Annotated in this window: 18 protein-coding genes; 13 read left to right on the top strand and 5 right to left on the bottom strand. The window is 42.6% G+C overall.

The features are described from left to right. Positions 1 to 404: 404 nt before the first annotated feature. The 4 genes from BIT28_RS27380 to moeB all read left to right on the top strand — a co-directional run bounded on the left by BIT28_RS27380 (position 405) and on the right by moeB (position 5,519). Positions 405 to 2,489 carry a methyl-accepting chemotaxis protein gene (locus BIT28_RS27380; RefSeq protein WP_075768121.1) on the top strand — a complete coding sequence of 695 codons (2,085 nt, stop codon included), beginning with the start codon at positions 405 to 407 and terminating at the stop codon, positions 2,487 to 2,489. Positions 2,490 to 2,698: 209 nt separating this feature from the next. Continuing rightward, on the top strand, positions 2,699 to 3,610 hold the full coding sequence (locus tag BIT28_RS27375) for a PLP-dependent cysteine synthase family protein (RefSeq protein WP_075768120.1): 912 nt from the start codon (positions 2,699 to 2,701) through the stop codon (positions 3,608 to 3,610). Further along, positions 3,588 to 4,034 (top strand): M67 family metallopeptidase, encoded by a 447-nt coding sequence (locus tag BIT28_RS27370; protein ID WP_075768119.1) that lies wholly within the window; start codon positions 3,588 to 3,590, stop codon positions 4,032 to 4,034. The genes BIT28_RS27375 and BIT28_RS27370 overlap by 23 nt, the downstream gene beginning before the upstream one ends. A 63-nt stretch (positions 4,035 to 4,097) precedes the next feature. Further along, positions 4,098 to 5,519: a molybdopterin-synthase adenylyltransferase MoeB gene (gene moeB, locus BIT28_RS27365; protein ID WP_075768118.1), complete on the top strand. Its 1,422-nt coding sequence runs from the start codon at positions 4,098 to 4,100 to the stop codon at positions 5,517 to 5,519. Positions 5,520 to 5,617: 98 nt separating this feature from the next. On the opposite strand, the gene BIT28_RS27360 is transcribed toward moeB, so the two are convergent. Both BIT28_RS27360 and BIT28_RS27355 read right to left on the bottom strand, forming a co-directional pair. Next, positions 5,618 to 6,922 (bottom strand): inosine/guanosine kinase, encoded by a 1,305-nt coding sequence (locus BIT28_RS27360; protein WP_075768117.1) that lies wholly within the window; start codon positions 6,920 to 6,922, stop codon positions 5,618 to 5,620. Positions 6,923 to 7,095: 173 nt separating this feature from the next. Then, entirely contained in the window at positions 7,096 to 7,794 is a 699-nt protein-coding gene (locus BIT28_RS27355; protein WP_075768116.1) for a DUF2786 domain-containing protein, read from the bottom strand. A gap of 134 nt (positions 7,795 to 7,928) precedes the next feature. Here BIT28_RS27355 and BIT28_RS27350 point away from each other — a divergent pair, with 134 nt between their 5' ends. Continuing rightward, positions 7,929 to 8,894, top strand: a complete 966-nt coding sequence (locus BIT28_RS27350) for a hypothetical protein (protein WP_075768115.1) — start codon at positions 7,929 to 7,931, stop codon at positions 8,892 to 8,894. 97 nt (positions 8,895 to 8,991) lie between these two features. On the opposite strand, the gene BIT28_RS27345 is transcribed toward BIT28_RS27350, so the two are convergent. Beyond that, positions 8,992 to 9,435, bottom strand: a complete 444-nt coding sequence (locus BIT28_RS27345; RefSeq protein ID WP_075768114.1) for a DUF411 domain-containing protein — start codon at positions 9,433 to 9,435, stop codon at positions 8,992 to 8,994. Positions 9,436 to 9,525: 90 nt separating this feature from the next. Next, positions 9,526 to 9,912 carry a hypothetical protein gene (locus tag BIT28_RS27340; protein ID WP_075768113.1) on the bottom strand — a complete coding sequence of 129 codons (387 nt, stop codon included), beginning with the start codon at positions 9,910 to 9,912 and terminating at the stop codon, positions 9,526 to 9,528. A gap of 357 nt (positions 9,913 to 10,269) precedes the next feature. Between BIT28_RS27340 and BIT28_RS27335 the strand changes: the two genes are divergently transcribed. From BIT28_RS27335 to BIT28_RS27300, 8 genes are all read left to right on the top strand, one after another. Beyond that, the gene (locus tag BIT28_RS27335; protein WP_075768112.1) at positions 10,270 to 10,626 is read left to right on the top strand and encodes a helix-turn-helix domain-containing protein; all 357 of its coding nucleotides are present in this window, start codon (positions 10,270 to 10,272) and stop codon (positions 10,624 to 10,626) included. Between the two features lie 388 nt (positions 10,627 to 11,014). Next, positions 11,015 to 11,677, top strand: coding sequence for a LuxR C-terminal-related transcriptional regulator (locus BIT28_RS27330; RefSeq protein ID WP_075768111.1), 663 nt, complete (start codon positions 11,015 to 11,017; stop codon positions 11,675 to 11,677). Further along, complete coding sequence (locus tag BIT28_RS27325) at positions 11,674 to 12,129, top strand: CsgE family curli-type amyloid fiber assembly protein (RefSeq protein WP_075768110.1); 456 nt, start codon at positions 11,674 to 11,676, stop codon at positions 12,127 to 12,129. Before BIT28_RS27330 ends, BIT28_RS27325 begins: the two co-directional genes overlap by 4 nt. Positions 12,130 to 12,140: 11 nt before the next feature. Continuing rightward, complete coding sequence (locus BIT28_RS27320) at positions 12,141 to 12,542, top strand: curli assembly protein CsgF (RefSeq protein ID WP_075768109.1); 402 nt, start codon at positions 12,141 to 12,143, stop codon at positions 12,540 to 12,542. A gap of 11 nt (positions 12,543 to 12,553) precedes the next feature. Next, complete coding sequence (locus tag BIT28_RS27315; RefSeq protein WP_075768108.1) at positions 12,554 to 13,390, top strand: CsgG/HfaB family protein; 837 nt, start codon at positions 12,554 to 12,556, stop codon at positions 13,388 to 13,390. Between the two features lie 729 nt (positions 13,391 to 14,119). Then, positions 14,120 to 14,674: a hypothetical protein gene (locus BIT28_RS27310; protein ID WP_075768167.1), complete on the top strand. Its 555-nt coding sequence runs from the start codon at positions 14,120 to 14,122 to the stop codon at positions 14,672 to 14,674. An 18-nt stretch (positions 14,675 to 14,692) separates the two neighbouring features. Next, on the top strand, positions 14,693 to 15,358 hold the full coding sequence (locus tag BIT28_RS27305; protein ID WP_075768107.1) for a hypothetical protein: 666 nt from the start codon (positions 14,693 to 14,695) through the stop codon (positions 15,356 to 15,358). A gap of 603 nt (positions 15,359 to 15,961) precedes the next feature. Further along, a complete protein-coding gene (locus tag BIT28_RS27300) occupies positions 15,962 to 16,627 on the top strand; it encodes a hypothetical protein (RefSeq protein ID WP_075768106.1) in 666 nt (221 codons plus the stop codon). Between the two features lie 340 nt (positions 16,628 to 16,967). Here BIT28_RS27300 and BIT28_RS27295 read toward each other — a convergent pair whose 3' ends face one another. Continuing rightward, on the bottom strand, positions 16,968 to 17,687 hold the full coding sequence (locus BIT28_RS27295) for a phosphatase PAP2 family protein (protein ID WP_075768105.1): 720 nt from the start codon (positions 17,685 to 17,687) through the stop codon (positions 16,968 to 16,970). Positions 17,688 to 17,736: the final 49 nt, after the last annotated feature.

Genomic DNA, 17,736 nt, shown 5'->3' with positions numbered 1-17,736 from the left:
TTATTTATAAGTAATGGGGGATAGAAAATAGTAGATATTAAATTCAACTTTATCCCTAATAAAAATATCTAGAGATTATTATTTGTAATAAGTATATTTCACTCAACCTTTAAAAATTAACACTTATAAAAAAATTATTTCTATAGGGAATAAAAAAGAATAAATCTGTCTTATGTGCCATATTTTTTGATAAAGTATTTTGTATGCAATAGTGGCATATGTTAGTTTCTCCCCCTTACTAATATTGTGGTTATAGAAATAATTTTCTGTATTTTTAGTTATTAATATTTTTCTTTTATTAGTCAATATATTGGCTGGGATTTCTACATCCCGAATTTGACTGTGATATTGACGCGGATACCCCAAGTCAAAAATGTAAGGGAAAAATGTAGTAAGGGGAATTTATGCAGTTTTCGAGTATTAAACAACAAGTATTGTTGTTTGGAGGGGCGAGTTTGCTTGCCGTCACCATAGCGATGCTAGGTTATAGCTATTATAACGGTGATGCGCTTATGCAAGAACTTGATGAATTAGTTTTGCGTGATGCCGAGGCTGGCCTTAAAGAACAATTAAGTCTGTCAGCACAAGTTGAAGCTGGAAAAATCAACCTTGTATTCAACGAGGCAATGGATATTGCGACAACATATTCTGAAGCGTTCAATGGCACAGACCCAAAGATATCCCGCCAGAGTGTCATTCAGTTACTAGAAAATACCATCACTAACACGCCAAACATCATCGGTATATACAGCGGGTGGGAAGTTAATGGGTTTGATGGGCAGTCTAGCTTGTACAAAGGGACCGAGTTCGCTCAGTCAAATGGTGAATTTAGTCCGTATTTCAACCGCTCCCCCTCGGGAGAGGTTCATGTAGAAGCCACCTATCCATTTTATTCGACAGGTTTGACAAGCACAGGTATTCGCGAGTCGGAATGGTATTTATGTCCGATGGAGACAAAGCGCTCTTGTGTTATCGATCCTGCCAGTTATGAAATCCAGGGGGTCTCGACGCTAATGAGCTCTTTCGTTTCCCCTGTGGTTCGTGACGGCAAGTTTGTGGGCATGTTCGGCGTTGATTACTCTCTTGATTTCTTGCAGTCACTGGCTACCAGTGCCAGTCAGAACCTGATATCAGGTCATTCACGAGTCATTATTTTAAGTCCATTGGGTATTGTTGGTGCAGATAGTGCCGAGCCGACCAATATCGGAAAGATGCTGTCAGGCACTTCCCTGAAGACATTAATTGCGGATCGCACCCTAGGTGAAATGGTGACTGCCGGTAGTAACCTTATTGCGGCTGAAAGCTTTAAGACGATTGGCACGGACACAGAGTGGGAGGTGGTTGTAGTTGCCCCTCAAAATATTGCTTTGGCAAGCGCTCAAGCCATTGTTGACACAGTTGTGGCACACTTTTCCAGCAATCTATCCGGACAGATGGTCGTTGGTGTTATCTCTGCGTTAGTGGGTTTGGTGATGATGTGGTTCGTGTCTGTTTCGATTGCTTCCCCAATCAGTGTGCTGGTGGCACGTGTTAAGGCGCTGACTCAGTCGGGCGGTGATCTAACTCAGCAAATTGATATCGACCGCAAAGATGAAACAGGGCAACTGGCAAACCATCTGAATACTTTTATTTCGGATGTACGAGGGATCGTGACGGATGTTGCCGGCTCTGTGTGCTCCCTCAAACAGAGTGTGACAGCAACTGCCGAGGCAGCAACCCAGAGTCAATCACAGATTGTGTCGCAGAGTCAGGAGATAGAGCAGGTTGTTGCTGCGACCAATGAGATGTCTTCGACTGCCCATAGTGTTTCCGATAATGCCCAGGAAACGGCAGAAGCCGTATCTCTTACACAGCAATCAGTCGCTCAGGGGCAGGATGTCGTTGGAGCCAATGCTGAAGGCTTGCATGAATTGGCAAGCAATGTCGTCGATGCCACCCAAGTTATTGAAGAATTGGAAGTCCAAACCAACAGTATCGGCAGTATTCTGGAAGTCATTCGTAATATCTCGGAACAGACAAACTTGTTGGCATTGAATGCTGCGATTGAAGCAGCTCGCGCTGGTGAACAAGGCCGTGGGTTTGCTGTTGTTGCTGACGAGGTACGCAATCTGGCGACCAAGACTGCAGACTCGACTGATGAAATCCAGCAGATGATTGATGGCTTGCGAACGAGTAGTAAACAGGCTGTTGATACAATGCGGGTAAACCGGGGGCTAAGTGATAAGTGCATGTCCCATGCCGAAGAGGCGGTGAAAGCCCTGGAGGCGGTGAGTGTTCAGAGCGGAAAGATTCAGGATATGGCACATCAGATAGCTAGTGCGGCGGAAGAGCAGGCAGCTGTGACTGAAGAAGTAAATCGCAGTATTGTGGCTATTAATGAAGCAGCGGAAAGTATCGGTAAAGGAGCGCAAATGTCTCAGGAAGAGAGTAATCGTGTTGCAAGCTATACCAATGATGTTAGCGATAAAATTAATTTCTTCAGGTACTAGTATAATGAAGTTTGACTCATGATCATCGAGGCTCATTGATCGACACTTGGATCAGCCTCAAACTCTTTGAGGCTGATTTTTATTACCTGAGCAGTGAGTCAGGCAGCTTGCATGGCCTTTCCTTGGGTAAAAGCTGGCTATCAACTATCTTAAATGAGTACCAGTCTCATTGGGCTATTGAGCGTTTAGCCTTATCAAGGAGGGCGGCCATGAATCTGTTGGATCTGATCGGCAACACCCCTTTAATCGACCTTAGTTTTTTATATCCTGAACAGCCTGATTTAGCACTGTTTGCCAAAGCAGAATGGATGAATCCTGGTGGTTCACTCAAAGACCGTCCTGTTAAGCAGATGCTGTGTAAGGCTGTAGAGCAGGGGACTCTAGTGCCGGGGAAAATCATTCTTGACTCCAGCAGCGGAAATGCGGGGATTTCATATGCAATGATCGGTGCGGCGATGGGGTATGAGGTCACTATTGTCATTCCGGGGAATGCGAGCCAGGAAAGAAAGCAGCGCTTGCTTGCACATGGCGCGACATTGGTTGAAACCGATCCACTTGAAGGTTACGACGAAGCTCTGCGACATGTTCATGCTATGTATAAGGCATCGCCAGATAAGTATTTCTTTTGTGATCAGTATAAGAATACTGAAAATGTTAATGCCCACTATTTGGGGACGGCGGCTGAGATAGTCGAACAGGTTCCGCGCTCAATTACCCATTTTGTTGGCGGGGTTGGTACAGGGGGCTCGCTGACTGGTATTGCCCGCCGGTTAAGAGAGCATTATCCGGAGATTGAAATTGTTGCAGTTCGTCCAGAACGCTGGCCTGGCGTGGAAGGGCTCAAACCATTAGGAGAGCCTGAAGATATTGTGCCACAGATCTTTGAGGCGGACTACGTTGATCGTTGGGTTGATGTATCAGCTGATGAGACTAAAAGCTGTTGTTTGAAGCTTGCTCACCATGGCTATTTTGCCGGTCAGTCATCAGGCGCTTACCTTGCCGCTTGCGAAAAAGTGATGAAGGATCTGACGGAAGCAACAGTAGTCACATTACTCTGTGACCTTGGTGAGCGCTACTTTAGTGCGGGGTTGTGGAACCATGGCCATTCAGATCAGCGATAAGATTATAACTCAAGCCATTAAGCAAGCGGAAACAAGTTATCCGCATGAGTGCTGCGGCTTTATTATTGGAACAGCATCTACAGACCAGAGCGGCGAACTGCAAGCTATAGGCAGCTACTACCTGCCGTGTCTTAATGAAAAAAGCGAAAACCGTGAGCGGCGCTTCTTAATAGACCCACTTGCTTATCAAGATGCCGAAGACAAAGCAGACAGTGAAGGACTGTCGATCATAAGCATCGTTCACTCTCATCCTGATCACCCTGATATTCCATCTGAATTTGACCGCGTTCATGCCTGGCCAGGACTAAGCTATATCATTATTTCTGTATGCAGTGGAGCTGCTTCAGGTTATCGCTCCTGGCGGCTCACTGATGATCGTGAGCACTTTGATCAGGAGCAGGTTCGAATCGATAAAGGCGTGTAGCCATTTCCTAAAATGTATGTATAGCAGCGTATGTAAAGAGGCTACGAACATATAGGTTAAGTTATGAAGACTGTAATTAAGATCCCGTCACCTTTACGGCGGTTTACTCAGCAAAGTAGTCAGGTTGACGTTGAGGCAGAAACTGTTTTTGAAGCCATGACACTACTTTGTGAAAAGCACCCCGACCTCCAGGTACAGTTATTTGATGACAAGGGGCAACTTAGAAATTTTGTAAACTTGTTTCTCGATCGGGTCGATATCAAACAACAAAGCGGGATGGCAACCCCATTACGTGATGGCTGTGAACTGCGAATTGTCCCGGCTATCGCGGGTGGGGCGGGTCCATTACCGACACTTTCTCCGCAAGAAATCAGTCGTTATAGTCGCCATATTATGTTGCCCGAGCTGGGTATGGAGGGGCAGCAACGTTTAAAGGCCGCTAAGATTTTGATTATTGGTGCCGGGGGATTAGGTTCGCCTCTGTGTCTTTATCTTGTTGCTGCCGGTGTTGGAACGATTGGCCTGGTGGATCATGACATCGTTGATGAGACGAACTTGCAGAGGCAAATTCTGTTCACTTTGGGGGATGTCGGCCAGCCCAAAGTGGATTGTGCCAAAGAGCGATTACTTTCGCTCAATGCTGATTTGGATATCAAGTGTTATCAGGAGATGCTCACTTCTGCTAATGCACTTGAGATTATCAAAGATTATGACATAGTGATTGACGGAACGGATAACTTTCCGACCCGGTATCTAGTCAATGATGCCTGCATCTTACTCAATAAGCCCAATATTTACGGCAGTATTTTTCGTTTTGACGGGCAGGCAACGGTTTTTAATTATCAAGGTGGTCCTTGTTACCGCTGTTTATATCCGGAACCGCCGCCTCCGGGGCTGGTGCCATCTTGTGCAGAAGGGGGCGTATTAGGTGTGTTGCCGGCTATGATTGCCAGTATTCAGGCCACAGAGGCAATAAAAATGATCATTGGGGCCGGTACGGCATTGAGTGGCCGGTTATTAACCTATGATGCACTGGGACTTAGCTTTGAAGAGCTTAGTATCCAAAAAGACCCGCAGTGTTGCCTGTGCGGCAGTTCACCAACTATTACCCAGTTGATTGATTATCAGCAGTTCTGTGGAATCTCCAGTACTCCGGTTGAGGTGCCTTATCAAGAAATATCTGCTATCGAGCTCAAGCAACAGCTAGCGCAGGAGGCATCGTTAGTATTGATCGATGTAAGGGAGCCTTACGAGCGTGAAATCTGTCGTATTGAAGGAAGTCGTCATATTCCTATGAGCGTGGTAGCGGAGCATATGAACGAATTCAATCCGGAGCAGACGCTTGTTTTTCATTGTAAGGTGGGTGGGCGTTCGGCAAAAGTATGTCAGCAGTTTATTGATAACGGATTTGCCAATGTCATCAATCTCAAGGGAGGGATTTTGGCTTGGATCGACGATGTAGATCCCAGCTTGATGAAATACTGAACATGCTGAACTTACTCTGAATTCTGCATCTTGAGGTAGTTTGCGTATAAATATACAAAAACGGAGCCAAAAGGCTCCGTTGTTAGTTGACTGATTGTTTAGCGTTCCCAGTAGGCTTCTTCCAAGCAGTCTTCGCGCTCTGGTAATCCACGAGATAGTCGTGGCGCATGCTGGGTCAATACTTCGTAGCTGACTCGGTTAGAGTACTGACAAATCTGCGAGAACGATGAATACGTCAAAAATTGAGCAGTGTGCTTGCCAGAATTAGGTACATTCTCTTTGTGGTAACGGTTGGCTGACATATCATGCAGAAGAGCTGACAGGGCGGCATCGCCAGCACCATTGGTATTTTTGATCTCAACAGGCCCACCAAGGTATGGCGCAATATGAGAATAGACCCGAATAGGGTTCTCACACTCAGATTTAACCATCGGACGGCTAAATTCATACTTGTTAAAATCAGCAATACGGCCCGGTAACAATGGCAGAGATGATTCACGCTTTAGTGTATCATCGGTATATCCCGCCATGTAGAGGCCCACAGGACCGGCAGTACAAAGAACCATATCAACCCACTCAAGCGCTTTGTCGGCAGCAAGAAGAGGGTCTTTTTCACCAGTCAGGGCTTCCGCTTCTTCTTCGTTCATGGCAACACATGTGACGTGTTCTTGTAGAAACTCGATCCACCATTCCTGTAGCCCTTCGACAACGTATTTTGTGCCTAGCGTAAGGACAACAGGCACATTGTACTTCTTGGCATGCTCAATGGCTTTTAGCGCCGCTTCTTTCATCGGAGCGCCAGGTTTGCCACGAACCAGATAAGAAGAAAGTACCAACGCAGATGCATTTTCAAAGGCGCACTCAGGTACATTATCCGGGTTTAGCTGGTTCATTTCCCCTTCGTTGATAGCAAACGTACGCTCGCCGTCTTCTGTGATCAGGGTATAGCAACGACCGATAGGCCCATCAACAGGCTGCAAATAATCAAGATCCATGCGGCTTGAGGTATTGCAAAGGTAACGGTAAGCATAAGAACCAATCTTTAGATCCTGGCTCATCACACCCAGCAGAATCGACTTGTCATCAGCCAGTACAGAGTAGTTATGCAAAGTGTTACCAATGGTATCACCCGGATATTCGTGGCTGATCAGGTTGCGTTCTTTTAGCTCCTGGTAAAGCAGCTCTGCTTTATCTTCATCAAGAACCAAAGAGTGGCCTTTGCTCAGTGAATGACGTTGAAGAAAGTCATCATCGATACGGGCCTCGATATCAACAATGGTTTGACCAACACCAACTAAGTGGGTTCGAGATAGCGGATTTTCTTGCTGGATTTGAGCAACTAATGGATCGCGGGCATTAACTGGAAAGTAATGCTTGGATTTACGCTGACCAGGGAATTTCATGTGTGAAAGCTATCGGTTTTAAGGAATTTTGTTTCATTCTATCACAGAAATGGGATTTACATCCCACTTCATTGCGTGATGAGGAATAATTTGATTCTTTTGCTTCTTTTTTGAACGTATAGAATTACAGCTGCAATTTTCTGCAGCTGTAAGAGAGCGAATTAAGCAGGAAATTATGAACTTAATAGTTTCGGGTCGTGGGCTCTCGACCCTCCTACAGGCCGGTTAACAGATATAGAACGGCCTTTTTTCATCCCTTTTTCGTAATCGTCAGTCAGTGCCTTCATTGCTTCCTGAAGCTGCTTTTTGAAGGTTTCTCGGTCAATGTTTTCAAACTCTTTATCGATATAGTTGGTCATGCGTTTATCATGATCATCATCGGTATTGAGTTCGGGGAGCTTTTCCAGCGCTCCTTCAATCCAACCCGCCAGGAATGAGCTAACGCGACGGGTAACTTCTGCCGAACTGGTGCCAGTTCCGGCAAAACTATTTCGAAACTGACCGGTTTGCTGGTTCATTTCCCGATAGACGACATCGAATGCAAAGGCCGCGAAGATGGCACGTTCGGCGACGCCAATAAATTCAGCCTGCTTTAGCCCTTTGTAATTGGTGAGTACACACTCAACCCCGAAACGGCGGTTGATGCCTCGGATAATTTTGAGGATTTGCTGACTGATGTCAGTTGGCAGAAGTGTCGAAGACTTGGTTTTGCCCATCTGAATGAATTCAATATCATCTTGTTCAAGGCCGTACTTGAGCATCAGGCGGTGTGCCATCTTGATTGCTTGTGCAGCTTCATTGACGTTCGCAGAGTTACCCAGCTCTAGGCATTTAGCAATTTTCTTCAGCGCCTTTCGCTTCTGTTCAGACATCCAATCACACTCATTGAGAAAAGGGGCACGTATTTTAACGCTTTATGTTGAACAGTACAATTCTGCGTGTGACTTGAGATACCGCAGCGTCAACAGCATAATGGTTTTGTTGATACAGGATAAAGAACACAGACATGCCAACAGCTTACCAGTCAATCGATATACCCTTTGAGTTTCGTCATACCTGCTGGTTTTGTGGCGAGCCCTACTATGAGTCCTACTCATTTATGGCATCGCCAAATTATGATGAGCAGAAATTGCCGATAATGGTTCCTTGTTGTGAGGAGTGCTATCGCATTTGCCAGCCAATAAAAGTCAGTGGTTTGGATTTGTTACGCGATAAAGTGAAAGAGAAACTTCACCGCAAATATGAAAAGCACCTCCAAATTGGTGCGAACTGGACCAAGGAGGAGCTCGAGGACTCGGAGTTTGAGGGAAAAGCGCTGGAAGGTTTTCGGGAAAGTGCCTGGGCGATGTTTGAAATCGCCAAAGAGCGGGTAAATTATTCCGGTTGGCCACTGACAATCGATGGCTTGCCTGTCGTAGGCCTGACAAGCAGTTTTCAGGTTGAGTTTAATGGCATTGCATACACGAGCTTAGTGCAGGCTGTCGAACAGCTGGCCAAGGTATACAATATTCCACAAGCTTACCTTGAGGATGTGGTAGAGACGGTAGGCCGTCATCGTCTGGCTTATGCCATTCGGTTTGCCAAAACTACCTATGGTTATTCTGCGGAAGAGAGGGAAGCAAGTATTGCGAGCCTAAAAGCTATGTTGGCAGAAGAAAGTGTGCTGGCAACTGAAGAATCAAAGTCGGCAAAAGGTATAGAAGTCGCAATCTCAGAGATTCAAGAGCTGATTTTGAGTCGGACAATGGTTTCGCCCTATGCGGTGCAGTGGGTGTTGAGAAAAGGCATTTCGACATTGGGTCAGCTTGCTGAGCACGAGGACGATTTTCTCGAGAGCTTTATGCAGGAATCTGAACTGGTAGCCTTTACTTACTTTAACGGTATGCAGGTTTATCTGGAAAAGCGTGAAAAAGATAATGAGTGGGCAATGAACGGTGACCCGAACCGCGCACTGTTTGCGAGACTAGGTTAAGCACTATTGGGTCTACTGCTGGCTCAATGGCTTTTGTACAAGGGCAGAAGAGAGCTTCTTTTCTGCCCTTGTTGTTTTAAGTCAATGCTTGATAGCTTTATTGATTATGGCGGGCCCATACCATGGTGCTTCCATTTTCATCAAAGGCGACAACCTCAAACGGGTCTTTCTGATCTTTATATTCCATGCCAGGTGACCCCATAGGCATACCGGGTACTGCAAGGCCTATCATGCGTGAAGGCTTAGAATCGATAAAGCGCTGGATGTCTTCTGCAGGAACATGCCCCTCGAATGTGTAACCTTGGATTTCAGCAGTATGGCATGAAGCATATTGCGGGCGAATACCAAGATCGACCTTCTTTGCCGTCATGTCTTGGATATACTCTACGTCAAGCTCAAAACCGTTGTCTTTCATATGCTTAACCCAGTCTTTACAACAGCCGCAATACGGTGACTGGAAGTTAGTCCCTTTAATTGTCTCAGCAACGGCGAAGGAGCTGCCTACAAGTAGGGATAGGGCGATGATGTGATTAAGTTTCATTGTAAAATCCTGTTTGTATTGTTCAAAATTTAAAGTGATTCGGAGTTGGTCAATGGCTGAAAAGGCCATAAAGTAACGATTGACTTGAAATTAGGAAAAAACAGGTGGGCGCAGGATCACATCGTAGAAGAAAAGACGCTCGCCTTCAGGCTCAGGAAATATTTGGCTGGCAGAGGGGATAGAAATTTGGGATAGGTGATTAAGAAGTGCAAATTGTATGTTGTTAGTATGACAGTCGTTATCGACACAGCAAGTGGGAGCGGAATGATCACTCATTGTGTCAGTATTACACATTGCCGTGTGGTCTGGAGAAGCCACTGTCATTTCGCTGCAGCAGACCATCGCTGAATTTGTGTGACAGCCAGAGTGTGCCAGCGGGTTTTCCATGATGAACGAGTTAGCACTCACAGTCGAGGAAAGTGCTGTAAATAGCATTGCAAGCATGATGATTTTCGAAACTATCTGCTGCAGCTGCATGAAATACCTATGACCCGAACAAGAGAACTAACCCTAGGATTATATCCATGTTCCGTCCTAAGCGACAAGCTTTGTGATTAAGAAAACTTTATACCCAAGCTACCTCAAGATGCAGGATTCAAATTCTCGCTGAAACGTGCATCTTGAGGTAGCTTGGGTATATTGTCTGATAATTGAGCAGGTTGCGATAATAAATTGAAGCTTAAAGCCTTTTTGCTAGCAAGCAGTTTTAAAGGCTGAGAATTAATAACCAAAATCGATAGTGATTTCTGAACCCTAACTTTGCTCTGACATTCCTATCTCTGCTTTAGGTTTTAATCAGGGGATAAATATAAGATGACGCTAAGGTTTATGGGTATGCAGTATACAGAACAAGACCGACAAGTATTACATGACACGTGGATGAGCTACAAAGCAAAGATGCGGGTAACACAAATTGAGATGGCGAAGCGACTGGGGTTAAGCCAGTTAGTATTCTCAGACATATTACGGGGTCAGGTGCCGCTAGAGCACAGTTTTGTTAACCAGTTTTGCAACTATATCGGTGTTGACCCGGTTATGACGCTTCCTTCGTTAAGAGAGCAAGTGGGCGGAACTATGCCAAACTCTGTTACCTTGACGAATACGTACATTGTTGATGGAAATATTAAGAATGTACGCTATAGTGGCAATCAGATTATTGTTGAATATGAGCATAACGTACAGACATACTAAATTGGTATCAGTTCTAACTAAATGAAATATCAGGAATAGTTTAAAAAAGTAAAGCCTTGCGCTCACCTGCGCAAGGTGATTGTCCATACCTATATATTCCTCCATGTATTACGTTAAATATATTGAGACTTATAATTTAAACCATTCTCATATATAAAGCATATTAACTTTTTTCGTAGCTGGCGTTTTTTCAATTCTGTGCATTTATTAAAACTACTAAAAAGTGATGAACTTATTATTAAAATTGAGATGAATAATATTTCCTTTTATATCAATGATTTGTAGGTGTGGGGGCGAATAATATCTTTTGTCGTCTTGATGTTTGAACACTTTGATCTAGATTTAAAAAGTCTTAGTAATAAGATATTTATAGTAAGGGAATATCAAGATGGCTTGCGATAAATATAATAATCTAATCTTTATCTGTGATTCCAGTTTACAATCCTCACTATTTAGAGATTTCCTAGAGAAATCTTTGGGTATTCCAATTCAAATTGCGACAATTGAAGGTTTGCCTGGATTAACGTTACCTGAAAAAAGCTCGGTGCTCGTAATCATTGATAACACACACATCAATGAAGAGTCATTAGATTTGTATATCAAGTTCCTCATAGAAAAGTCAATAAGTGGCAGTGAAGTATTAATTAACTCTCCAAATAATGTTGCCGCTAATTTGATAGCGAAATGGCCGAATATGGTTGGTGTCTTTTTCGCCGGGGATGATATGAACGTTGTCGCCAAAGGAATGAAAAAAGTTCTTGAAGGTGAACTTTGGCTAAGCCGAAAGCTGACCAATGAATTGATTACCTCATATCGTAACAAGGATGCAATTGTTGCCAAATCGACAGCAAACCTAACGACAAGAGAAAAGGAAATTATGCAGTTGTTAGTATTGGGGGCATCCAATATACAAATTGCGGAAACCTTATTTGTTAGTGAGAATACAGTAAAGACGCATCTATACAATGTGTTCAAAAAGATCAATGTAAAGAACAGGATGCAGGCTTTTATGTGGGCTAAAAATAATCACTACAATGATTTACCATTATGAAAGCAGTCACTATCTCACTGTTTGCTGCGCTTATTATTTCGGTTTTAAATGCGGAGGCTAACGAAGAGAAACCTCTCGAGAATGGGCCTCCGCTGGAACAGAAAAATGGCGCACTTGATGATTTAAGAGAAATCAGTGGTGTGGTTCTTGACCGAACCATGACTCGGCTCGGAGAAGAGTTCTACTCGCTTTTTTCTCAGAAGTTGAATGATGAATTCGAAGATTTGGAAGAGAACTTGACGGTAAAAGAACGACCGACAGCCTTGTCTGGCAGTATTATCACCGTATTTCACCGACAAACTATTATCTACCGAACGGCTATCTCGCCTGGAAGAGATCAGATAGAAGCGAAGGTGGACGATGCAATAAAAACGGTCAGTTCTTATGTCGTGCGGTGGCGAATAGAGCGATATCTAAAAGATACCTTTGATGTTGATTATGACGAAATTTAAGAGGACTAATCATGAAAGGGAGCAAATTAGCCTTAGTCTGCCTGTTAGCTTTATCTGCTAAGGTTTCGGCGACAGAGTTGGTTTACACACCAATAAACCCCAGTTTTGGTGGTAACCCACTAAACAGTGCTCACCTGTTGGGGGTTGCCAATGCAATTAATGATCACAAAGCGCCAGATGACGGTTTGCTTAATGAGCAATCTGATCTAGAGCGCTTGGCGGCAAGTCTTGAGTCACGCCTGATAAGTCAGTTGTTATCTGATGTCGGTAATGGAAATACAGGGCAACTTGTTACAAATGATTTTGTCCTAAACATCGTAGATAACAATGGCAGCTTGGTTATTCAAATAACAGATAAAGAAACGGGCGAATCATCAACAATTCAGGTGAGTGGTCTGGTACCGGATTTATAGGGAGAAGGTGGATGAAAGCGCTAGTTTGGGGGAGCTTGCTTCTCTTATTATCCGGGTGTTCTATGTCGCTGGAAACGCCGGAGATAAGTAAGGAACCAACATTAATGGCGAGGGGGGTTGCATATCAGGATCTAGTATCCTTACCTCTACCTAAAGGGAAAGTCTTTGTTTCTGTATATGATTTTAGGGATCAAACAGGCCAATATAAACCACAGCCAAATAGTAACTTCTCAACCGCAGTCCCACAGGGCGGAGCCGCATTGCTAACAACAGCACTGCTTGATTCTAAATGGTTTATACCGCTGGAACGCGAAGGGTTGCAGAACTTGTTAACCGAAAGGAAAATCATCCGTGCCGCACAGAAAAAGGATGAAATACCAACGAACCATGGTGTTCATTTACCCTCATTGGCTTCGGCGAATATTATGGTAGAAGGCGGTATAGTGGCCTATGACAGTAACGTCCGAACTGGTGGTGCTGGGGCTCGTTATTTGGGGATTGGTGGTTCAGGACAGTATCGCACAGATCAGGTTACCGTCAATGTACGGGCTGTTGATGTTAGAAGTGGAAGAATTTTGCTAAGCGTAACGACCAGTAAAACGATCTTTTCCAAAGAGCTTCAAACGGGTGTATTTAAGTTTATCGACTATAAAGACCTACTAGAAGCAGAGCTAGGCTATACAACCAACGAGCCTGTAAATCTTGCTGTCATGTCAGCAATCGACGCGGCAGTTGTACACGTGATAGTTGATGGTATCCAGGCTGGCCTATGGGAACCATTAAGAGATGCGGATCTTCAGCACCCTATAATCCAGGAGTACATGCTTCGCGCCAGACCCATCATATAGTTTGATTCCCTTCCGATAACATTAAAAGCCCTCTGCAAGAGGGTTTTTGTTCTATACCCAAGCTACCACAATTTGCAGGATTCAAAGTGAGACCAGCGGGTTCTGTTCAAGGAAAGTAACGGTAGGAATGGTAGTCCCTTTCAACGTTATTTGACACAGAAATAGGCATCAAAGTGTGGAACCAACTGGTTCACTCCCAAAGGGCGAGTTTACTTGTACACTATGCGTTGTTACGATTATTCATTTAGAGCCACTAGATCCTCTAATCGGTGCCTAGCCTAGTGGTTAAGTAATTCTCGCTGAATCGAGCATCTTGAGGTAGCTAGGGTATATATCGAACTCTCATTCGGTCTCAACACATGATTCTCAGCTTTGAGATTGAAATCAACGTATAAGTAAATTGTAAGTCTTTGATTATGAAAACTAATTTTCAGATGGCTTCGTTAGTCCTTCTTTGTGAGTTTAATTAACTTTTCTGTAAGTCGTTTTAGCCATTATCATAAACCTTGATGTTACGTTTTTATATTGTTGAGTTTGTTGGTTTTTTTTAAATGATTAAACTATTTTATTAGTTTCATCGTTTTTATTTCATTTGGTTTAACTAGGTTAGAGGTTTTTTATTCTCAATAAAAGTATTAACAGTAAGAGAAGAGTTTCATGATTAGGTTGATGGAACAAAACTTAAGAAATTCGATACTGATAGTACAAATTAAATGGATGGCCGTGAGAATGAAAAGTTACCAAAAACTAATTATTCCTCTGTTTCTATCAGGTATTAGTTTTAATGTACTGTCGGGTGATCTTGCGTACAACGAACTCAGCAAGTTGTCAGAGTTACAACTAGACTACGATAATATATCAAGTGTTAAACAAAATGGTGCGTACAATAGTACAGCTACCGTTGTGCAGGAAAATAAATATGGTGGGTTAGGTAACACAGCCAAGGTCAAGCAAAGTGGTAGTCGCAATGATGCGTATATTGCTCAAAAAGGAAGCGGTAATAAGGCTTATATCGATCAAAACGGCGATGATAACTACGCTGCAGTTCTTGAAGATGGTTTTGATAATACTGGGGTAATTCTTCAGTATGGTAGTAATAATAAAGCAGCAATAATACAAAAGGGAAGCAAAAACCGGGGCGAGATAGCGCAATATGGAAATGACAATAAAGCGCTAATCGTCCAAAAAAGTAACGTTAGGTATTTTAAATCCGATATCAACCAAACTGGTGGTCAGACACATGTGATCATCAATGGTATGAACAAAAGCATTACTGTTCGATAACACAATTAAGGAATTGTCATGAAAAATCTAGCTCTATTAATTTCAGCTGCGCTGGTGTCAACCTCTGCCGCAGCTACAGGATATTATAGTGATAACAAGTCGACAGTTAAAATTAAGAATAACAGTGATGGCAACCATGTCACAATATATCAAGCGTCTCCAAGTAGCTACGATGGTAATACATCAGACGTCCTAATTGATTATGATTCAGATTACAACTACGTTACCGTTAATCAATATGGCGAAAAGAACAACTCAGATGTTGATATCACTTATAACTCGGATAACAATGCTGTTTATGTAAGCCAAAGTGGTTACTATAACGATTCCAAGGTTGGTCTACATAACTACGCTGATGAGAATACAGTTGGTGTGTATCAGGATGGTTACTTTAACTACTCCAATGTGTATATTAACAAGGGCGATTGGAACAATGTTCACGTAGACCAGTATGGTAACTACAACATGTCTGATGTGGACATCCTTGGTGAAAATGCTGATTACAACTATGTATCTGTAAGCCAGGGGGGGGACTACAGCAAGTCTAAGGTGTTAATCAGCGATGGTTACTATGGCCCAACAAGCTATAACACTGTTTACGTAACTCAGACTAATAATGATTACTCGAATGTAGAAATTACACACGGCTCTTCGTACAACACTGTGTATGTAACACAATACTAATCTAAGTAAACGTGTGAATTATTGATGTGTTTTCGCTGCATTCATTATGAATGCAGCGAATTTTTATTTTCCTTAATAATAAATGTATCTTTGATATACTCTGTGGGTAATAAAATTAGTCTTTGTTGATTGCTTTTGTGTTTTAGGTCTTGTTAAATTATAACTTTCAATTGGGTTGGCTTTTTTACTAGAAATTCAATAGTGTCATCAGTGAAAATTACTAGAGTATAGGTTATTAATATTAATAAAAGTATTAAGGGTGAGAAGATATTTTCATAATTAGGTTTATGGAATGCTGTCTAGAAAGTCCGATACTAATAATACAAGTTAAATGTGTGAATAACGGCATGCAAATAATCAATCTAATTTGAATAGTGTATGACTATAAGAGAATTATCTCGCTGAGAGATTGCGCTAAGTTAAATGCAAGTTGTCTTATCAAAAAACAAACAGGGATGATAACCAAGGATAGGTTACTTACAATAATAACTGAATTATTGCAACGGTTGTTTTAATTCGTATTTGTAATGTTTGGTGTTGATTATCACCTGAATAATAAATGCAAGATTAGTATTGTACGATAACACAATTAAAGGAATTATCATGAAAAAGTTATCTCTATTAATTTCAGCTGCACTTGTTTCTACTTCAGCTGCAGCAACAGGTTATTACACTGACAACAAGTCTGATGTTAAAATCAAGAAAAATAGTGATGGTAACCATGTGTCTGTGTATCAGCAGTCACCTGGAAACTACAAAGGCAATAAGTCAAAAGTGTATATCAAGTATGGTTCAGATTATAATGATGTAGATGTTTCTCAGTACGGTAAAAAGAATCGTTCAGGTGTATATATTAACCATAACTCAGATCATAACTATGTGACTGTGAACCAAAAAGGTTATCGTAATAAATCTCGAGTTAACATTGGTTATTATGCTGACTACAATGATGTAGATGTGTACCAAAAAGGGGCCTATAACTATTCTTCAGTTAGTATTAAGGCAGGTGACTGGAATAGTGCCTACGTTAAGCAGTACGGCCATGGTAACTACTCTGATATTGATATTTTAGGAGAGAATGCTGATTACAACGATGTAACGGTGAAACAGCTTGGGGATTACTCTAAGTCTACTGTACTCATTGATGATTACTACAATGGACCAACTAAGTACAACACTGTTTTTGTTAAGCAGTCAAATAACGATTACTCCAATGTAGAAATTACCAATGGCTCATCTTACAACACAGTATATGTAACTCAGTACTAATACATGAAAGTAACGTTAATTACGGCCTTTCTAATCGCTGCATTCCATGTGAATGCAGCGACTTTTCCACCACTAGGTATTACCTGTGAATCGAAGACGGATAGGGTGAGATTGATTCTGAAAAATGAAAGTAGTGATTTTGTTCATATAAGAATCGTATCTAGTACTAACAATGTCATGGTTTCAGGTGGAAGGGGTAATAGCTCGAGTTCGTTAACTCTAAGCAAGTCACAGTTCCCGGTGACGCTAGAAACAGGTCATTCTGAGTCGTTAGTGATTCAAAGAAACTGTGATATGAAAACTCAAAACGCTTCCTAGGAAGCGTTTTTGTTTCTGTTTGTTAGTTTGTGTCATTCCATTCAGGAATGAGAAGGTATAACAGTCCGGCGCTTACTATAGAGGCAAGTATATCTGTTGGCCAGTGCATCCCAAGCCAGATTCTGCTGATTCCAACACCTGTTGCCCACAGGATCAGAAGGCTTGCAGCCGCTAGTTGGCGTCTATGCCAGAAGAATCCTCCCCAGAAAACCACACAGACAGCGGCGAATATAGTATGCCCTGAAGGAAATGAGTAGTTCGTCTCACCTTGCCAATGGGATGTGCGCCAACCACTAACATTCGCCGTAGCCATTTGAACCGCTTTTTCTTTTTCAGCCGCACTTAACTGATAGAACTCATCTACTGAATGCACGATACCTAAGCTTTGCAATTGATAACTATATGGCCTTGGTACTTCAGTAATATGCTTCAGTGCAGTTTTGGCAATAAAGCTGAGTATTAGCAGAATAGCAAACTGACAAATAAGCCGAACAACTGCTTTTTTGGGGAGCTTTGAAATTATCGGCGCTGAGCACAGAACACAAACGGTGACCAGGAAATAGGGGTTCCCGGCTGAGGCGGTAAGCAATGAGAAAGTTTGGCCTGTGAGATCTGAAACGTGGCCTGTCAGCTCGACAGATGAGAAAAACATAAGTAGGCCAGACATAATGGTGGCGAAAATGAGCAAGGCAATGTAGCCAGGAATTTTGTTACGAAGGAACGAATAGATTGGCATTGTCATAAAGGATGATTAATTTGGACTCGCAGTGTATCAGAGGCTAATGCTAACA

This window comes from Photobacterium proteolyticum (genome assembly GCF_001939735.1).
In the GTDB taxonomy this organism is placed as follows: Bacteria; Pseudomonadota; Gammaproteobacteria; order Enterobacterales; family Vibrionaceae; genus Photobacterium; species Photobacterium proteolyticum.
The sequence above is the reverse complement of the archived record's forward strand: the minus strand, read 5'-3'. Positions and strand labels throughout refer to the sequence as shown.